The following is a 16305-nucleotide window of genomic DNA, read 5'->3' on the forward strand; positions in this document are numbered from 1 at the left end:
CCTATTCTCGCATAAGATCCAGTTAATTTGCTAATTAAAAGGTTTTAAGGCTCATAATTCTATCCTTAAAGTCACATTATTCTATTCCTTGCTGGTCATTCTCTTATCAGTAAGGCATACATCCCAAATTGTTCATTTTTTAATTCGAGTTGGTTCTCTGTGATCTGAAATGTCGACTCTTGCTCTCCCTCTTCATAAAGTAAAACTAAATCGCTATTTTCAAAATAATAATAGCCTATCTGCTGGTTTCTTTTTCCCGAGTGAGAGACGACCTCCAGTAAAAATATAAAATCAGAACGCAACTTCAAATTTAATGATTGAACATTACTCACCATTATATCTTCACCAGAAACAAGTTTAGAATTCCATGAACCAATAATCGATTCAGGAACAACCTTAAAAAATTCTACACCATTGAGATAAAGTCGATTATGGCTCACTTCATATTGATAAACTTGTGACTCCTCGCCCTCTTTTCCAAAACGAATACTCTCTTGTGATAATTCAAAAGTACCACTCCACTCTTCGGCCGTGTTGGTCGACATTTCAATCATCTCAATAACAAACTGATGAGTAGAACTTAATGAAATATGAAGTACATCGTAGTCATTCTCGATATGAGCCGGTTTGAAAAAATACCAATCACCAATAAGAAACGGATTTTCAAAATACGTTAGTGAGTTTGCTTCAAGATCTAACGCCACTTCATCAGCATAAGAAAATGGGCTCAGTAAAATTAACCAAAAAGACAAAAGGACTGATTTCATAATTAAAGCTCCACATTCAATAAAAAAGAATGATCAACGACCATGGTTGACTGCCATAATATAAGCCTAGATTAGATTTGATTAATTCGCTGTTTTTTAGGCATAAAAAAACAGAAGCCAAATGACTTCTGTTTTTATAGGAGCTGTAAACACTATTAACTTTTTTGATTCATCAATGCTAAATCAATCGTAATTGAAACCGCTTCATTAAGATATGCATCAGGAACTTCGTAATCTTTTGGAATGTCATCAATAGTCTTAAACTCTTCTTTTTCAAGATGTTTTTGTCTTTGATTAACACGCTCTAAACGACGAACGTCTGCATCATCACTTTCTTTTTCACGAACCGCTTTATTCAGTGAAATCGTTGTGATGTCTTTATCCGCTTTATAGCGAGCAATGTCTTCCTGAATAAAACCAAACTCTTCGTCAGTTTTAATTCGTTCAACATGTTTTTTCGCTAGTGGCTCAATCGTATTTACGATCTGATTCGTTTGCGCATAGCTTGCCGCTTTAATGCTATCCCAAGGAAGCGCATTATCTTCAACACTTTCACCAGTTTCTTTCGGATCAATCGCTGTTGGGAACGCAATATCAGGAACAACACCTAAGTTTTGCGTACTACCACCATTGATTCGATAGAACTTTTGAATCGTATATTGAACATGGCCAAGTGGTTTATCAAATAGATCATAAATATGATTTAATGATCTATGTTGTTGAACCGTTCCTTTACCGAATGAGTTTTCACCTAAGATAACGGCACGGCCATAATCTTGCATTGCTGCAGCAAAAATCTCAGACGCAGATGCACTGTAGCGATTCACTAATACCGTCATTGGACCGGTATATGAAATTTCACCGTCAGTATCCGCATTAACATTAACGCGTCCGTAGCTATCACGAACTTGAACAACTGGACCAGAAGTAATAAATAATCCTGATAACGCGGTTGCTTCAGTTAATGCACCACCGCCATTATTGCGTAAATCAACAATGATACCGGTAATATCTTGCTTTTTGAGTTCATCAATCTGTTTTTTAGTGTCTTCAGCTAGACCAACATAGAAACTAGGTACTTCTAATACACCAATTTTCTTGCCATCTTGTTCAATCACTTCAGATTTAACGGCTCTATCTTCTAAACGGATCTTATCTCGAACAATTGTGACAGTGTGACTTTTTGAATCTTTACCTTCTGGCAAGATATCTAGGTGCACTTTTGTCCCTTTCGCTCCTTTGATAAGTTGAACGACGTCGTCTAAACGCCAGCCAATAATATCAACAGATTTTTCACCATCTTGAGCAACACCGATAATACGATCACCTTCAGACAGTTGCTTACTGTTTTGAGCTGGACCGCCCGCAACTAAAGAACGAATGACAGTGTAATCATCAGTAGCCTGTAATACTGCCCCAATTCCTTCTAATGAAAGATTCATTTCTGATTGGAATTGCTCTGCATTACGAGGAGATAAATAACTCGTGTGAGGATCAACTTCACGTGCAAACGCATTAATATAAAGTTGGAACGCATCTTCATTGTGACTTTGAGTCAAACGCTTTAACGCATTATTATAACGCTTACCTAACATCTCTTGGATCTCAGGCCAATCTTTACCTGTCATAGACAAGTTCAGAGCATCATATTTAACACGTTTACGCCATAGCTCATTTAACTCAGCTTCATCTTTTGGCCAAGCCGCTTCAGAGCGATCCAATTCAAGAGATTCATCAACCGTATAATCGAATTCTTTATCTAAAAGAGAAAGTGCGTAAACATAACGCTCAAAACGACGCTTCAATGACAAGTTATAGATATCAAAAGCGGCTTGGGAGTCCCCAATCTTTAATTGATCATCTAACTTAGTTGATAACGGGGCGAATGAAGTAAGATCGGCTTGAATGAAAATATTTCTATTATAATCAAGCATGTCTAAATATCGCTCATAAATGGCAACTGAAAAGTCATCATCTAATGAGAAATGCTTATAATGAGAACGAGTAAAACGAGAAGTAACACGCTTACTAGCAGTGGCATGCTGCGTTTCTGCGGTTAATACTGGTAAGTCAGTCTCGGAATACTTGGCGTCTAATACCTTAGCTTCAAGTGCGTGCGCAGAAGCTGCTAGCATAACGCCAGCAGCAATCAGCGAGACTCTTAATCGACAATTCATGCGTCGGGAGTGCTCCTTTATGAACGAAGATTCTCCGCTTTAACAACCATTTGTAGGCCATTTGATAAGCGAATTCGTACATCATCCTTGTTAATTTCAACGATTGTCGCAGGCATATTACCTTTACCCATGTTCACGCTTACGTTGTTACCAACAGTAATTTCATCAGCGTTTAGAGCACGAGTTTCAACTGGCTGTTCAACTTTCTTAGCAGCAGGTTGAGGACGACGCTTAGGTGGAGTAGCAGCACGAGCTGTTTTCTTAGCTTTTGCTTCTTCTCTTACTTTTTTCGCTTGCTCTTTACGACGAGCAGCTACTTTAGCTTTGCTTTCATCTAAAGTTGTTTTAGCGTGTTCAATGTGCTCTTCTTCTAGTTCACCACAAGGGTTACCATCTAAATCAACACGAGATGCGCCCGGCTTAACACCGTGTAGGTAACGCCAAGAAGAGGTGTATTGACGTAAACCAGCACGTAGCTGAGTTTTACTTACTTTAGGATCATCGCTTAAACGCTCAGATAAGTCTTGGAAGATACCAATTTTAAGAGGTTTAGCTTCGCCTTCTAAGATAAAGCATTTCGGGAAGCGTTCAGCAATGTATGCAATTACTTCTTTGCTGTTCGCTAATTTTTCAGAGTTTTCCATGTAGTTTCCTGATAGTACGGTTTAGCCCGTATTTAGGTGTATTTCTAGTAAAGATATTCCGCTATTATAGATACTTAAGCGTGAAAAACCACTACTGAAAGAAAATTAAAGTCTCTTTTCTGCTTCTTTCATGAAATCAACCAGTCCTTTTTCATCAATTTCGCTAAATCGTGCAATATTTGGGCTATCAATATCCAGCACTCCAAATAATTCTCCATTTTTATAAAATGGAATAACAATTTCAGAGTTACTTTCCGCATCACACGCGATATGACCAGCAAATTGATGAACATCATCGACACGTTGAACCGTTTTAGTAGAAAAAGCAGTGCCACACACCCCTTTTCCAACGGTAATTCGAATACAAGCAGGTTTGCCTTGGAATGGACCTAATACTAATTCATTATCTTTAAATAGGTAAAAACCCACCCAGTTAATGTCGTCCAGTTCCATATTTAATAGCGCACTTATATTTGCCAAATTAGCGATTAGATCCGTTTCACCATCAATAAGACAAAGTGCTTGTTGCGTTAATCGCTCGTAATGCTTTAATTCCATTTTTATATTTTCCTGTATTTGTACCAATCACTTGCGACTCTATTTATACTGAGTACAATGCCAATGGAAAAGATAATAATAGGAATCATTCTCACAATGAGCAATACTACGTCTTCTACAATTAACTGGAATTGGCTATTTAGGCAAGCAAAAACCTATAAAAGTCGTTTAATTGTTGCAAATATCATCGCTATTGTAGCCACACTTATCAGTGTCCCTATCCCACTACTGATGCCATTAATGGTGGACGAGGTTTTATTGCATAAACCGTCAACCGGCGTTGAACTATTAAACTCAATGCTGCCTAGTGCTTGGCAAGGCCCTATCGGTTATATCCTATTGGTTCTCGTTATGGTCATTGTGATGCGTATCGTGAGCCAGATGCTGAATATCTATCAAGGAAGACAATTTAGCTTAGTCTCAAAAACCATTACTTATCAAATTCGTCTGCAATTACTCGATAAACTCAGCCTTATTAGCATGAAAGAGTATGAGTCGCGTGGCAGTGGCGGTATTAACTCTCATATCATTACAGACATTGATACTATCGATAAGTTCCTCGGTCCTACATTAAGCCGTTTTATTGTCTCTTTCTTAACGGTAATAGGAACCGCTGGCGTACTTCTTTGGATAAATTGGCAACTCGGATTATTTATTCTTCTGGTAAATCCCATTGTTATCTATTTTTCACGCAAGCTAGGTAATCGTGTAAAAGATTTAAAACGCAAAGAAAATCAATCTTATGAGCGTTTTCAAACCCGATTAATTGAAACACTTGATGGCATTTATCAATTACGAGCATCAAACCGTGAACGTGCATTCTTAAACCAACTTAAAAGCCAAGCCGATGAGATAAGACACAGTGCCGATCAATTCTCATGGCAATCAGAAGCCGCTGGACGCCTCTCTTTCCTTTTATTCTTACTAGGTTTTGAGTTATTTCGTGCTGCCGCAATGATTATGGTACTGCTGAGTGATCTAAGTATCGGCCAAATGTTTGCCATTTTCAGCTACCTTTGGGTAATGCTTTCTCCAATCCAAGAATTGTTGAGCATTCAATTTTCTTGGTATGGCGCTTCTGCTGCATTAAAACGAGTAAACGCTCTATTGCACATAGGTGAAGAGCCAAAGATCCAATCAGATATTGACCCGTTCAATGTAAACACTGCTACTGAAATAACCATTAACAATTTAAATTTTAGCTATAACGACGAAGTTCAGGTATTAAATGACCTATCACTTACTATTAGACCTGGTGAAAAAGTCGCCCTGGTTGGTGCTAGTGGAGGCGGTAAATCAACCCTTATTCAACTATTATTAGGGCTTTATCAGCCAACTAACGGGGAGATCCTCTTTAATGGGCATAGTACAAAAGAGGTTGGTTTTGAAAACATCCGCAATCAAATCTCAGTTGTATTACAACAACCTATACTATTTAATGACACATTGAGGCATAATCTGACATTAGGCGAAGATTACTCTGATGACTTACTGTGGAATGCACTCGATGTTGCCCAACTGCAAGATGTCGTGATTCAGTTAACCGATGGGCTTGATACCCAAATTGGTCGTCAGGGCGTTAAACTTTCTGGTGGACAACGTCAGCGATTAGCAATTGCAAGAATGGTGTTAACGAATCCAAAATTTGTTATTTTAGATGAAGCTACCTCTGCACTCGATACCGCAACAGAAGCAGAGCTCCATAAAGCCTTAAGTGATTTCTTAGTTGGCCGTACCACATTAATTGTGGCACACCGTTTAAGTGCGGTAAAACAAGCCGATACCATTTACGTTTTAGATGATGGTAAAGTGTCTCAATCAGGCACACACCATGAACTGGTTACACAGCAAGGACTGTATCAAACACTGTATGGATCAATTCAAAGTTAATCAATTGGACAACAACCGTGGAAGACGCTAAATTTCGTCGCTGCCACGGCTGTGATCTCGTTGTTAAAGTAGCGAAGGTAGATAAAAAGCAAAACGCGCACTGCCCTCGCTGCAATACACAACTGTACCGTGGTAATCGAATCTCATTAAATAGCGATTTAGCCATCGCTATTGCTGCTTTGTTACTTTTTATCCCGTCACATTTTTTTCCTTTAGTTACCATTCAATTGTTTGGTGTGATGATCCCTGCAACTCTCCCTTCAGGTACAATTACCTTAATGGGTGAAGGGTTCCCTATGCTTGGGTTACTTATCTTATTTTGCAGCTCAATCGTTCCTTTTCTTGTTTGTGGATCTGTTGTCACCGCACACATCGCATTACGATTAAAACTGTTTAAGTTATTTAGAAGTAGCATTTCGACTGTTCAGCACTTAAAAGATTGGATGATGCTAGATGTATTCTTAGTAAGCTTGGCTATTGCCTGCTTTAAAATTCAAGATCATGCCGATATCTTTGTCGGTTCAGGACTCTATGGATTACTCTTACTTCAATTCGTTAGCTCTTTACTGCTTACACACGTAAGTGCAAGACGTTATTGGCGCGCTTGGCAACGAAAACATCAAAAAGAAATCGAAGCTCCGATTATTGAACCTGAGCATTCTGTTCATTGTGGGCATTGTCACTTTACTCAACAAAAAGGCAGCCATTGTATTCGCTGCTCTCGCCCTATTCACGCGCGAAAACCAAACTCTATCCAAAAAACATGGACTTACCTGATCACGGCAGCCATTTTTATTATTCCAGCCAACATTCTTTCCATTTCTATTTTATTAACTAATGGAAAGAGATTAGAAGACACGATTTTCTCTGGGGTTGCCGGATTAATTAGAACCGATATGTACGGTATTGCCATTATTATATTTGTTGCCAGTATTGTGGTTCCTGTTGCTAAGATCTTAGGTCTTGGCTACCTACTATTATGTGTTCAATTCAAACGCAGCATATTTCACCGCCAACGAATGTCTATTTATGTGGCAGTAAAATGGATTGGTAAATGGTCAGTCATGGATTTATTCGTAATTTCTATTATGATGACATTGATTGATCGCGGACAAATTTTAGATTTTACCCCAGGCCTTGGTGCCGTTGCCTTCGGACTAGTTGTGGTATTCACCATGCTGGCCGCTGAAAGTTTTGATTCTCGTCTGATTTGGGATAATTATGAACGAACCGAAAAATCTTGATTCTACTGTTGAACAAGTAAACATCAAAAATGAACGCGGTATCTCACCATTGTGGATACTGCCTCTACTTGCTCTCTGTCTTGGTGGATGGCTAGTCTACTCTGCCATTATTGAAGCGGGTCAACGTGTTCAAATCTATTTTGATGACGCGCAAGGACTAATAGCAGGCCGAACAACTATTCGTTATCAGGGTCTTGAAGTGGGTATGGTTAAAAACATCACCTTATCTAAAGATCTCTCTAATATTTACGTTGATGCTGATATTTATCCCGAAGCTGCCGATCTTTTAAAAGATAACACTCAATTTTGGTTGGTTAAACCGCAAGCATCATTAACAGGTATCTCAGGATTAGATGCTTTAGTTTCTGGTAACTATATTGCAATTTTACCGGGAACTGGTGAAGCAAAAACTAAATTCACCGCATTGGCAAACTCACCTGCAATTCAACCTGATTCCACTGGTTTAAGCGTAACTCTTCGCTCTAAGGATTTAGGTTCAATTTCTGTTGGTTCAAAAATCTATTATAAAAAAATCCCTATTGGGGAAGTCTATAACTTTAAACTCGATCATAAAAGCGATAACGTTAGAATTAAAGTGCTTATCCAAGAAGAATATTCGCATTTAATTACATCAAAAAGTCGTTTCTGGAATGCCAGTGGCATTGGCGCAAGCGTTGGCTTTAATGGCGTAGATGTTCAACTTGAAAGTTTGTCAGCATTAATTGGTGGTGCTATTGCGGTGGACTCACCCGATGATGGTGCCGAGATAGAAAACGGCAAAGAGTTCCGTCTATACAGTAATATCAAAACGGCTGGTCGCGGTATTTCAATCAAGATCACTCTGCCTGACAATAATCAAATCAGCCCTAATGGATCAGCCATTATGTATCGTGGCCTTGAAATAGGCCAAATAAACAGTTTAAAGCTGTCTGATGATAAAAAAGACATCATTGCTTCTGCAACGGTTGAGCCTGCATTCACAGATTACTTAAATGATGGATCTCGCTTTGTATTAGAAGAAGCAAAGCTGGGCTTATCCGGCGTTGAAAACATTGGTAATCTCGTTCGTGGCAATTTCCTTACCTTAATCCCAGGTAGCGGTGATAAATCACGTGCATTTACAGCCATTCGAAAACAAGAACTGATTAAACAAGATGCAAAAGCACTCACCTTTTCATTATACGCAGACCGCTCTTTTGGGTTAACACCAGATACTGCAATCTCATATAAAGGAATAAAAGTAGGTTCAGTGACTCATGTGGCATTGGTTAATGACAGAGTAAAATTTGATGTCATGATCCTTGAAAAATATAAGCATCTAATCAAATCAAACAATAAATTCTTTGTCTCTGGCAGTGTATCTGCTGAGCTAACTGATTCCGGTGTAAATATTGATATTCCACCAACTCAGGCACTGATCTCTGGCTCTATAAGCTTTACTAGTGAAGGCAAAGGCTACAAACAAAAAAGCTACACTTTATTTAAAAACAATTCATTAGCTGAATTAGCGCAATTCAAAACAGAAAAAAGTACTGAACTGACTCTGTTTAGCTCTGAATTACCGCCTATTACTAAAAACAGTCCTATCCTTTATCGTAACCTCGTCGTGGGTAAAGTAACCGATTTTGATTTGGGTAATGATGGCGTAAATATTAAAATCAATATTGAAAAGCAATACGCTCATCTAATTAAAGATAATACGGTCTTTTGGAATTACTCTGGTGTAAATGTAGAAGCAAGTTTGAGTGGCGTGAACATTCAAGCAGCTCCACTGATGTCGATGATCCGTGGTGGTATTGGCTTTGATAATATGCAAGGCGTAGAAAACAAATTAGGTAAAAAGTGGAAGCTCTACTCAAACCTATCAGAAGCTCAAGAGTTTGGCCGAATCATTGCCTTTACTGCGAAAGACAGTAATTCAATATCTAAAGGAACACTGATTAAATATAAAGGCGTCTCTGTCGGTGAAGTCAGTAAAGTATCACCAAACTTTAAGCAGAGTAATGTTTATATACAGGCTCGTATTTACCCTGAATATGTAAACCAAATTGCTATTTCAGGCAGTCACTTCTGGGTCGTAAAACCAAGTATTAGCCTATCTGGTGCTGAAAATCTTGATACCTTATTAGGTAGCTACATTCAAGTAACTCCAGGAAAGGGAAAAACAAAAACTCAATTTTTACTCACTGACCAATCTCAAGGTGACACATTAGCGACTTATACTCTTGAGTCCATCACTCGAGGTTCAGTCAAAGTCGGAACCCCTATCCTATTTAGAGAAATGGAAGTTGGCGAAGTAACCGATGTTCGATTAGGCGATTTATCTGACCGTGTTATTTTCACTATCGGTGTCAATCCAGATTTCAGTTATCTTGTGCGCCAAAATACAGTGTTTTGGAATGTATCAGGGGTGAATATGTCTATTGGATTAAGTGGAGCAAAAGTTCAAGCGGGTACTGTAGATAGTATCTTACGTGGCGGCATTGCCTTCTCCACTCCTGATGATGAAGAGTTGCAACCACAAGCAAAAGAAAATAAATCGTATCTACTGTATAAAACAGCAGAAGAAGATTGGCCATTGTGGAATGCAGCCATTCCTAATCCAAACAAATAATCAAATTCAGGCAGCCAATCTTCACATTGGCTGCCTTTTTTAATTTAAGTCCTTAATTTTCCCTATAACTACAGATTCCATTTAGACAACAGCACTAATTGCGTTTACACTCCCTGCCATAACATCATCCTATGAGATTCATCCGTGCACGATAATATTTTTCTACCTGAAGCCTTCCTAACACAAGTGCAAGAAACCATGCCTTCCCACCTTTCAATGGAAGACTTTGTTGCCGCTTGTAAGCGCCCTTTACGCCGTAGCATTCGCGTTAATACATTAAAAAACAGCGTAGAAGAATTCAAACAACGTGCCGATGAAAAGCAATGGCTACTAGAGCCTGTGCCTTGGTGTGATACTGGATTTTGGATCACAAGGCCAGAAACAGACACAGTAAAATTAGGCAGCACTGCCGAACACATGTCTGGATTATTCTATATCCAAGAAGCCAGTTCTATGATGCCAGTAACAGCATTATTAAAAGACAATGATAGTATTGAGATGGCTTTAGATATGGCCTCTGCGCCTGGATCTAAAACCACACAACTTGCTGCTGGCATGAAAAATCAAGGAGCATTAGTTGCCAATGAGTTTTCATCAAGCCGTGTAAAAGTATTGTGCTCTAACGTACAACGTTGTGGTGTAAGTAACGTTGCTCTGACTCATTTTGATGGTCGCGTTTTCGGCGGTTGGTTACCAGAAACCTTTGATTCTATTTTATTAGATGCGCCTTGTTCTGGTGAAGGAACAATTCGTAAAGACCCAGATGCAATGCACAACTGGAGCCCTGAATCAGTTATCGAAATTGGTGATACTCAACGCGACCTAATTGAGAGTGCCTTTCACGCCCTTAAACCTGGCGGCGTAATGGTCTACTCAACTTGTACATTGAATCATCAAGAAAACCAGAATATTTGCCATCACTTAGTCGAACAGTTTGGTGACGCGGTCACGTTTGAACCATTAGGTGATCTTTTTGAGAATGCAGAAAAAGCATTAACACAAGAAGGCTTCTTACACATTTACCCACAGATCTTTGATAGCGAAGGATTCTTCGTCGCAAAGATTCGTAAAAATTCAGCAACGACACCTCCTGAAGTGAAAAAACGCTTAGGTAAATTCCCATTTGTGGCGGCATCAAGTAAAGAAGCCAAAGATATTGAAGCAGAATTACAATCAACCCTAGCGCTGACTATTCCAGAAGCAAATGAGCTATGGATCCGAGACAAAGAGGTATGGGCTTTTCCAAAACGAATGAAACCATTAATTGGTGAAATGCGTTACCACCGCATTGGTTTTAAACTGGCAGAAACTCATAAGAAAGGCTATCGCTGGCAACATGAAGCTATCATGGCATTAGTGACAGCAAGTAATCCTACTGCTACGGAATTAACAATAGAAGAAGCTCGTGAATGGTATATGGGCCGTGACGTTCGCCCTGAATCAGTAGGTAAAGGGGAAACGATCGTAACTTACTCTGGCGCCGTCATTGGATTAGGCAAATGGGTAGGAAACCGAATTAAAAATGGACTTCCTAGAGAATTAGTTAGAGATGGTAATTTATTCTAGTTAACCAACTTATGCCCATCGTACTGTTTAAGGAATTAAGATAAACTGTACGGTGGGTTATATACAACTGAATTGGGAACATGGACATGCCTTCACAGTATAGAATAAATAGAATTGTTGATATCGGGGATACTCTACATCGTTGTGGCTGTGCTCCCTATAAAGTAGAACGTTACACTACCTTTTACGCCAATAAATATGGCGTTAATTGTATGATCCAAGCAACACCAACTTCAATTAACTATCAATTTCCTGATGACAATAACGCCGTCATCATGAAACGTCATAAACCCGCAAGTATTGATTTGGGTTTACTCGCAAATACCATCATTCAATTACAGCAACCATTAACCCCTATCCCACTAGCTCCAGCCGAAGGGATCTCTTACCCTTCATGGGCAATTGCTTTAGCTAATACTTGTATTCCCCCTGCCTTTCTTATGTTGGTTGGATCAACATACGAAGCTTTATGTGTCAGCTTTTTACTTGGTTTTTTAGTCTGGTTGTCTCAAGTTTTTTGTAGTAAACGTCGTAGTATTGCTGTTGAGTTTTTTGGCGCCTTAATTGTTGCCTTTACTGTTGCGTTTATTGCTAGCCTTGGTGTCCCAATTCCCATTCTTGGGCTTTGTATCGCCGCCGTGGTTCTTTTTGTTCCCGGACTCTCCATCTCAAATGCTCTAGAGTGTTTAGCTTTTAATGATCTCGTCTCTGGTACTAGCTTACTTGGCCAGTGCTTTCTCACTTTAATAAAACTTCTTATTGGGATCATTATTGGTTTACACATTGGCGAAGCTATTTTTGGCACAGCCGAATCTATTGATTATCAAAACGAATTCCCAATATGGCTACAAATACTAGGTTTACCGATTATTTCATTCTCATTAGGCGTAATGTTTAAAGCCCGCCCTATTGATACAGTTTATAGTTTACCTGTAGCGGTATTAGGCATGTGGGGACCATTTTATCTTGGCTTTGATGGTGGCTGGGTTGTCGGTACATGGGTTACAACCGTATTAATCACACTTTATGGTACTTGGATTGCTAGGCGGTTAAACCTAACTGGGATCATATTCATCGTACAAGGGATCATTATTCTTGTTCCGGGAAGTCGTGTCTTAGTGAGTGCAAGCCAAAGTGTGTTTGAGCAATCCATACTTCCTATTCCTAGTATTGGATTATCCGCTCTGTTTATGTTCTCTGCTATTGTTGCAGGGCAAATTACCGCTTATTCAATTTACTCACCCAAAATCGAGCGAGATTTATAATTTAAGCTCTTGTAATACCGACCACAATAAGTAACCCAAAATAGCGAAGAAAAAAGGCTTGAGAACAAGGTAACTTTTTCGAGAAATTTTTATTCTACAAGAAAAAATTAACGATAATAAAAAGGCCAGATATTAAATAATAACTGGCCTTTTCTTTAATTTTAGCAGTGTAAAACATGCTGTTTAAAGCGATTAAGCACGGCTCATGAACTTGTGTTCAGTCGTGTTGATTTTCACTTTCTCGCCATTAGCAATGTACTCTGGAACCTGTACAGTTAAACCAGTTGTCATTGTCGCTGGTTTAGTACGAGCACTTGCAGAAGCGCCTTTAATTGAAGGCGCTGTATCAACAATAACTAAATCAACAGCTGAAGGTAATTCAATCGCAACTGGCGCACCATCAACGATTAAAATTTGTAGACCTTGAGTTTCTTCAGAGATGAAAAGTAACTCTTCTTCGATAGCTTCTTTGTTAAAGTTGTATGGCGTGTAATCTTCTGCATCCATGAATACATACTCATTACCATCAACATAAGAGAAAGTTGCACTACGACGGCTAAAATCAGCTAAAGTGATAATATCATCTGCTTTAAAGCTCTCATCTGCTTTTGAACCAGTTGCAACATCATACATACGCATGCGGAATAACGTTGCGCCAGCACGACCACTTGGTGTTAGCTTACTGATTTCTTTAACGAAAAATACTTTACCGTTGTGTTCAATTGCTGAACCTTTTTTAATGTCACTTGCCTTTGGCATGATAAAAAATCCATAAATAATTGGTGAGTGAAAAATACCATGAACTTTTTATATCTCCAATAATTATGTGATAGAAACTCGCATTTTATAGCGCTTTATTTATCACTCGGCCTTGCTGCCATGAACGCAACATCATAATTGACGTATAAAGAACCACAAAGGCAACTAACCAAGCAAGCATATCCACATCAAGCGATTTCACAATAAATGCCGCAATTAACACGCCAATAGGACCGGTAATCGCCACCACTAAAGAGGCTCTTGAATTTACGGCTTTCTGCTTAATAAAACCACCGGCAGAGAAGAAACATAAAAAAGCACATGAGCACATCATAATGGGAAATGCTGCTAATGGATTCATTCCTAATAAGTAAATCATCGTCATACACGGTGCGTATAAGCCAATCCCTACTGTCATTAATGCGCCAAAAATAAAGTTCCCAACGATACCGATAACCAATTTCTCACCACTTAATCCCAACGCTTCACCACCTAATGGAAATAAATCTAAACGACCAGCAAACATAAGAAACGCAACAATCAACAAGGCACCAGCCATGATCAAACGGATCAACTGACGGTCAAAATTTGATACTAACCGCGCTCCAACTGTCGCACCAGCACACGCCGCAATAATTAAACTAAGCAGTGTCGTTAAGTCCACATTAACCGCAGTAAGGAAAATTAAGGCTTGAAACACAGTCGCCATGGTTGCTTGAGCGTTCAAGGTTCCCGGTAAAACTTTGTCATCTATTAAATTAAACTGCTTATATCCAGCGGTTTTAATAGCAAAACTTCCCACGCCAAGAGTGTCACAAAAATTTGCAAACCCACCAATAAGGCCAATCGCCCATATATTAGTGTCTTTTTCTGAGGCCTTCTTCTTTAACCATAATGAGACAAGCATAAAAAGAAATGTTAGGCCTCCAATAACAAGACCTATTTGTAAAAGTAATAAAACAGTCATTAATACATCACATCGCTGAAATAATGCCGAGAATAGTAATTCAGATTAATGATAAAAACCAGAGCATCCCTTATGCACTAAAGGGTTAGCCTATTTAATAGATAACAATAATTTCATCTCTTTTACATTTAATTACGGTGAAATTGATTGATTTAAGCTATTAAATAAATATCAACTTTACACATTTCATACTTATGTTTTTTTACCGTTACTTTTAAAGTAATTTAATCAATTTCTTTGCAAAATAATGATGTTTTTGTTGGTTAATTTAATAAATAAAAATCGGTAATGCTAAAAAACAAATATTTCTATAATTTGATGCTAACTCTATTCACTATTTTTATCGATAGTTACTTAAATTAGTATACTATCCAAAAACGAGTTCTAGCTCCCAGATTGTGAGAGTGAACTTCTTCAAAGTAGGCACCTTTAAACCTCCTTCCTAGCTGTATGGTGAAGAGCATCCACTCTTCCCTTTTTTAAGGACAAACTATGCTTGATAAAAGCAACCCTATTGAACGCCGAATGCAGATCACGACATTAGCGTGGCCGATCCTAGTGGAAATTTTACTGCGTACTGCTATTAGTACCAGTGATGTATTCATGTTGAGTGGCTATTCTGATTTGGCAGTATCGGCTATTGGAGTTATCTCTCAGATCATTTTCTTTTTAATGATCATTTCGATGATGGTAAGTACAGGTACTGGCATTCTTATTGGTCAATATAATGGCTCCGGACGACCACTGCAATCAACCGATGTGGCGGTAGCCAGCGTTGTACTTGGTGGGATATTAGGACTTTGCCTCAGTTTGTTCGCCTTTTTTTCCGCGAATCCTATTGTCATCATGTATGGACTAGAAAGTGACGTTGCAACTTTTGCCTACGATTATTTGATCATTACTGGCTCTTTCACTTTAGCGGTAACCCTTGGTATTGTCTTCTCTACCATATTACGCAGTAATGGATATTCTCGAACACCAATGTTAGTAAACCTTCTCACTGGTGGGCTTAATATTATTGGTAATTACTGCGCCTTATACCAACCTTTTGGGTTACCCGTTTATGGTGTGCAAGGAGTGGCCATTGCTACTGCAGTTAGCCAAGTGATTAATACAATTATTTTATGGATAATGATCCATAGAAAACACATTGCACTGCCAATGATGAACTTTAAGAAAATACCGAAAGCAACCTATCAAAAGATCATGCAAATTGGAGTGATGAATGCAGGTGAAATGCTTTCTTATAACTTGTCACAGATGGTCATTGTTTATCTAGTGGTTAAAATGGGCACCGCTTCACTAACCGCTTTTACCTACGCTCAAAATATTGCTCGAGTCTCTTTTGCTTTCGCATTAGCGGTTGGGCAAGCAAGCCAAATACAAACCAGCTATTACGTTGGAAAAAAATGGATTGAGCAAATCCTGACACGAGTTCAACTCTACTTTTTAGTCTCTTTTGCCGTGTCTGTTGCCCTTACTTGTATTGTCTTTTTCTTTCGCTATGAATTGCTCGACCTATTCACGCAAGATCCAGAAGTCATAGCCTTAACCGCTGGTTTAATTGCAGGTTCTATCTTGGTGGAAGCAGGCCGGGTCTTTAATCTTGTCTTCATATCCGCACTAAAAGGCGCAGGAGATATTAAGTTTCCAGTTCAATTAGGGATACTGAGCATGTGGGGAGTGGCAGTTAGCCTAACCTACCTACTTGGCGTTCATTTTGGGTTTGGCGTACTAGGCGCATGGCTTGCATTAGCTGCAGATGAATGGGTTCGAGGAATAATTATGGTTCGCCGTTGGCGATCGAAAGTATGGACTAAATTTAATCTTATCTAAATAAAAATGGGCAAAGAT

At 38.9% G+C, this 16305-nt stretch carries 12 protein-coding genes; 6 read left to right on the forward strand and 6 right to left on the reverse strand.

What is annotated here, in order from left to right; genetic code table 11:
* Positions 1-95 precede the first annotated feature (95 nt).
* From ED622_RS13435 to ED622_RS13450, 4 genes are all read right to left on the reverse strand, one after another.
* Complete coding sequence (locus ED622_RS13435) at positions 96-767, reverse strand: hypothetical protein (RefSeq protein ID WP_122034822.1); 672 nt, start codon at positions 765-767, stop codon at positions 96-98.
* Between the two features lie 155 nt (positions 768-922).
* Complete coding sequence (prc, locus tag ED622_RS13440; RefSeq protein WP_122034824.1) at positions 923-2944, reverse strand: carboxy terminal-processing peptidase; 2022 nt, start codon at positions 2942-2944, stop codon at positions 923-925.
* Positions 2945-2961: 17 nt separating this feature from the next.
* Positions 2962-3588: an RNA chaperone ProQ gene (gene proQ, locus ED622_RS13445; RefSeq protein WP_122034826.1), complete on the reverse strand. Its 627-nt coding sequence runs from the start codon at positions 3586-3588 to the stop codon at positions 2962-2964.
* Between the two features lie 105 nt (positions 3589-3693).
* Positions 3694-4146 (reverse strand): GAF domain-containing protein, encoded by a 453-nt coding sequence (locus tag ED622_RS13450; protein WP_122034829.1) that lies wholly within the window; start codon positions 4144-4146, stop codon positions 3694-3696.
* A 96-nt stretch (positions 4147-4242) separates the two neighbouring features.
* Between ED622_RS13450 and ED622_RS13455 the strand changes: the two genes are divergently transcribed.
* The 5 genes from ED622_RS13455 (at position 4243) to ED622_RS13475 (ending at position 12725) form a co-directional block, all read left to right on the forward strand.
* Positions 4243-6036 carry an ABC transporter ATP-binding protein gene (locus ED622_RS13455; RefSeq protein WP_122034831.1) on the forward strand — a complete coding sequence of 598 codons (1794 nt, stop codon included), beginning with the start codon at positions 4243-4245 and terminating at the stop codon, positions 6034-6036.
* A 17-nt stretch (positions 6037-6053) separates the two neighbouring features.
* On the forward strand, positions 6054-7280 hold the full coding sequence (locus ED622_RS13460) for a paraquat-inducible protein A (protein ID WP_122034833.1): 1227 nt from the start codon (positions 6054-6056) through the stop codon (positions 7278-7280).
* Complete coding sequence (locus tag ED622_RS13465; protein ID WP_122034835.1) at positions 7258-9894, forward strand: MlaD family protein; 2637 nt, start codon at positions 7258-7260, stop codon at positions 9892-9894. Before ED622_RS13460 ends, ED622_RS13465 begins: the two co-directional genes overlap by 23 nt.
* A gap of 144 nt (positions 9895-10038) precedes the next feature.
* Positions 10039-11460 (forward strand): 16S rRNA (cytosine(1407)-C(5))-methyltransferase RsmF, encoded by a 1422-nt coding sequence (rsmF, locus tag ED622_RS13470; RefSeq protein ID WP_122034837.1) that lies wholly within the window; start codon positions 10039-10041, stop codon positions 11458-11460.
* Between the two features lie 86 nt (positions 11461-11546).
* Entirely contained in the window at positions 11547-12725 is a 1179-nt protein-coding gene (locus ED622_RS13475) for a threonine/serine exporter family protein (protein ID WP_122034839.1), read from the forward strand.
* 192 nt (positions 12726-12917) lie between these two features.
* Here ED622_RS13475 and yeiP read toward each other — a convergent pair whose 3' ends face one another.
* Positions 12918-13484 (reverse strand): elongation factor P-like protein YeiP, encoded by a 567-nt coding sequence (yeiP, locus tag ED622_RS13480; protein WP_122034841.1) that lies wholly within the window; start codon positions 13482-13484, stop codon positions 12918-12920.
* Positions 13485-13569: 85 nt separating this feature from the next.
* Positions 13570-14451, reverse strand: coding sequence for a sulfite exporter TauE/SafE family protein (locus ED622_RS13485; RefSeq protein WP_122034843.1), 882 nt, complete (start codon positions 14449-14451; stop codon positions 13570-13572).
* 492 nt (positions 14452-14943) lie between these two features.
* Between ED622_RS13485 and ED622_RS13490 the strand changes: the two genes are divergently transcribed.
* Positions 14944-16287, forward strand: coding sequence for an MATE family efflux transporter (locus ED622_RS13490; protein WP_122034845.1), 1344 nt, complete (start codon positions 14944-14946; stop codon positions 16285-16287).
* Positions 16288-16305: the final 18 nt, after the last annotated feature.

The organism is Aliivibrio sp. EL58 (assembly GCF_900312675.1).
In the GTDB taxonomy this organism is placed as follows: domain Bacteria; phylum Pseudomonadota; class Gammaproteobacteria; order Enterobacterales; family Vibrionaceae; genus Aliivibrio.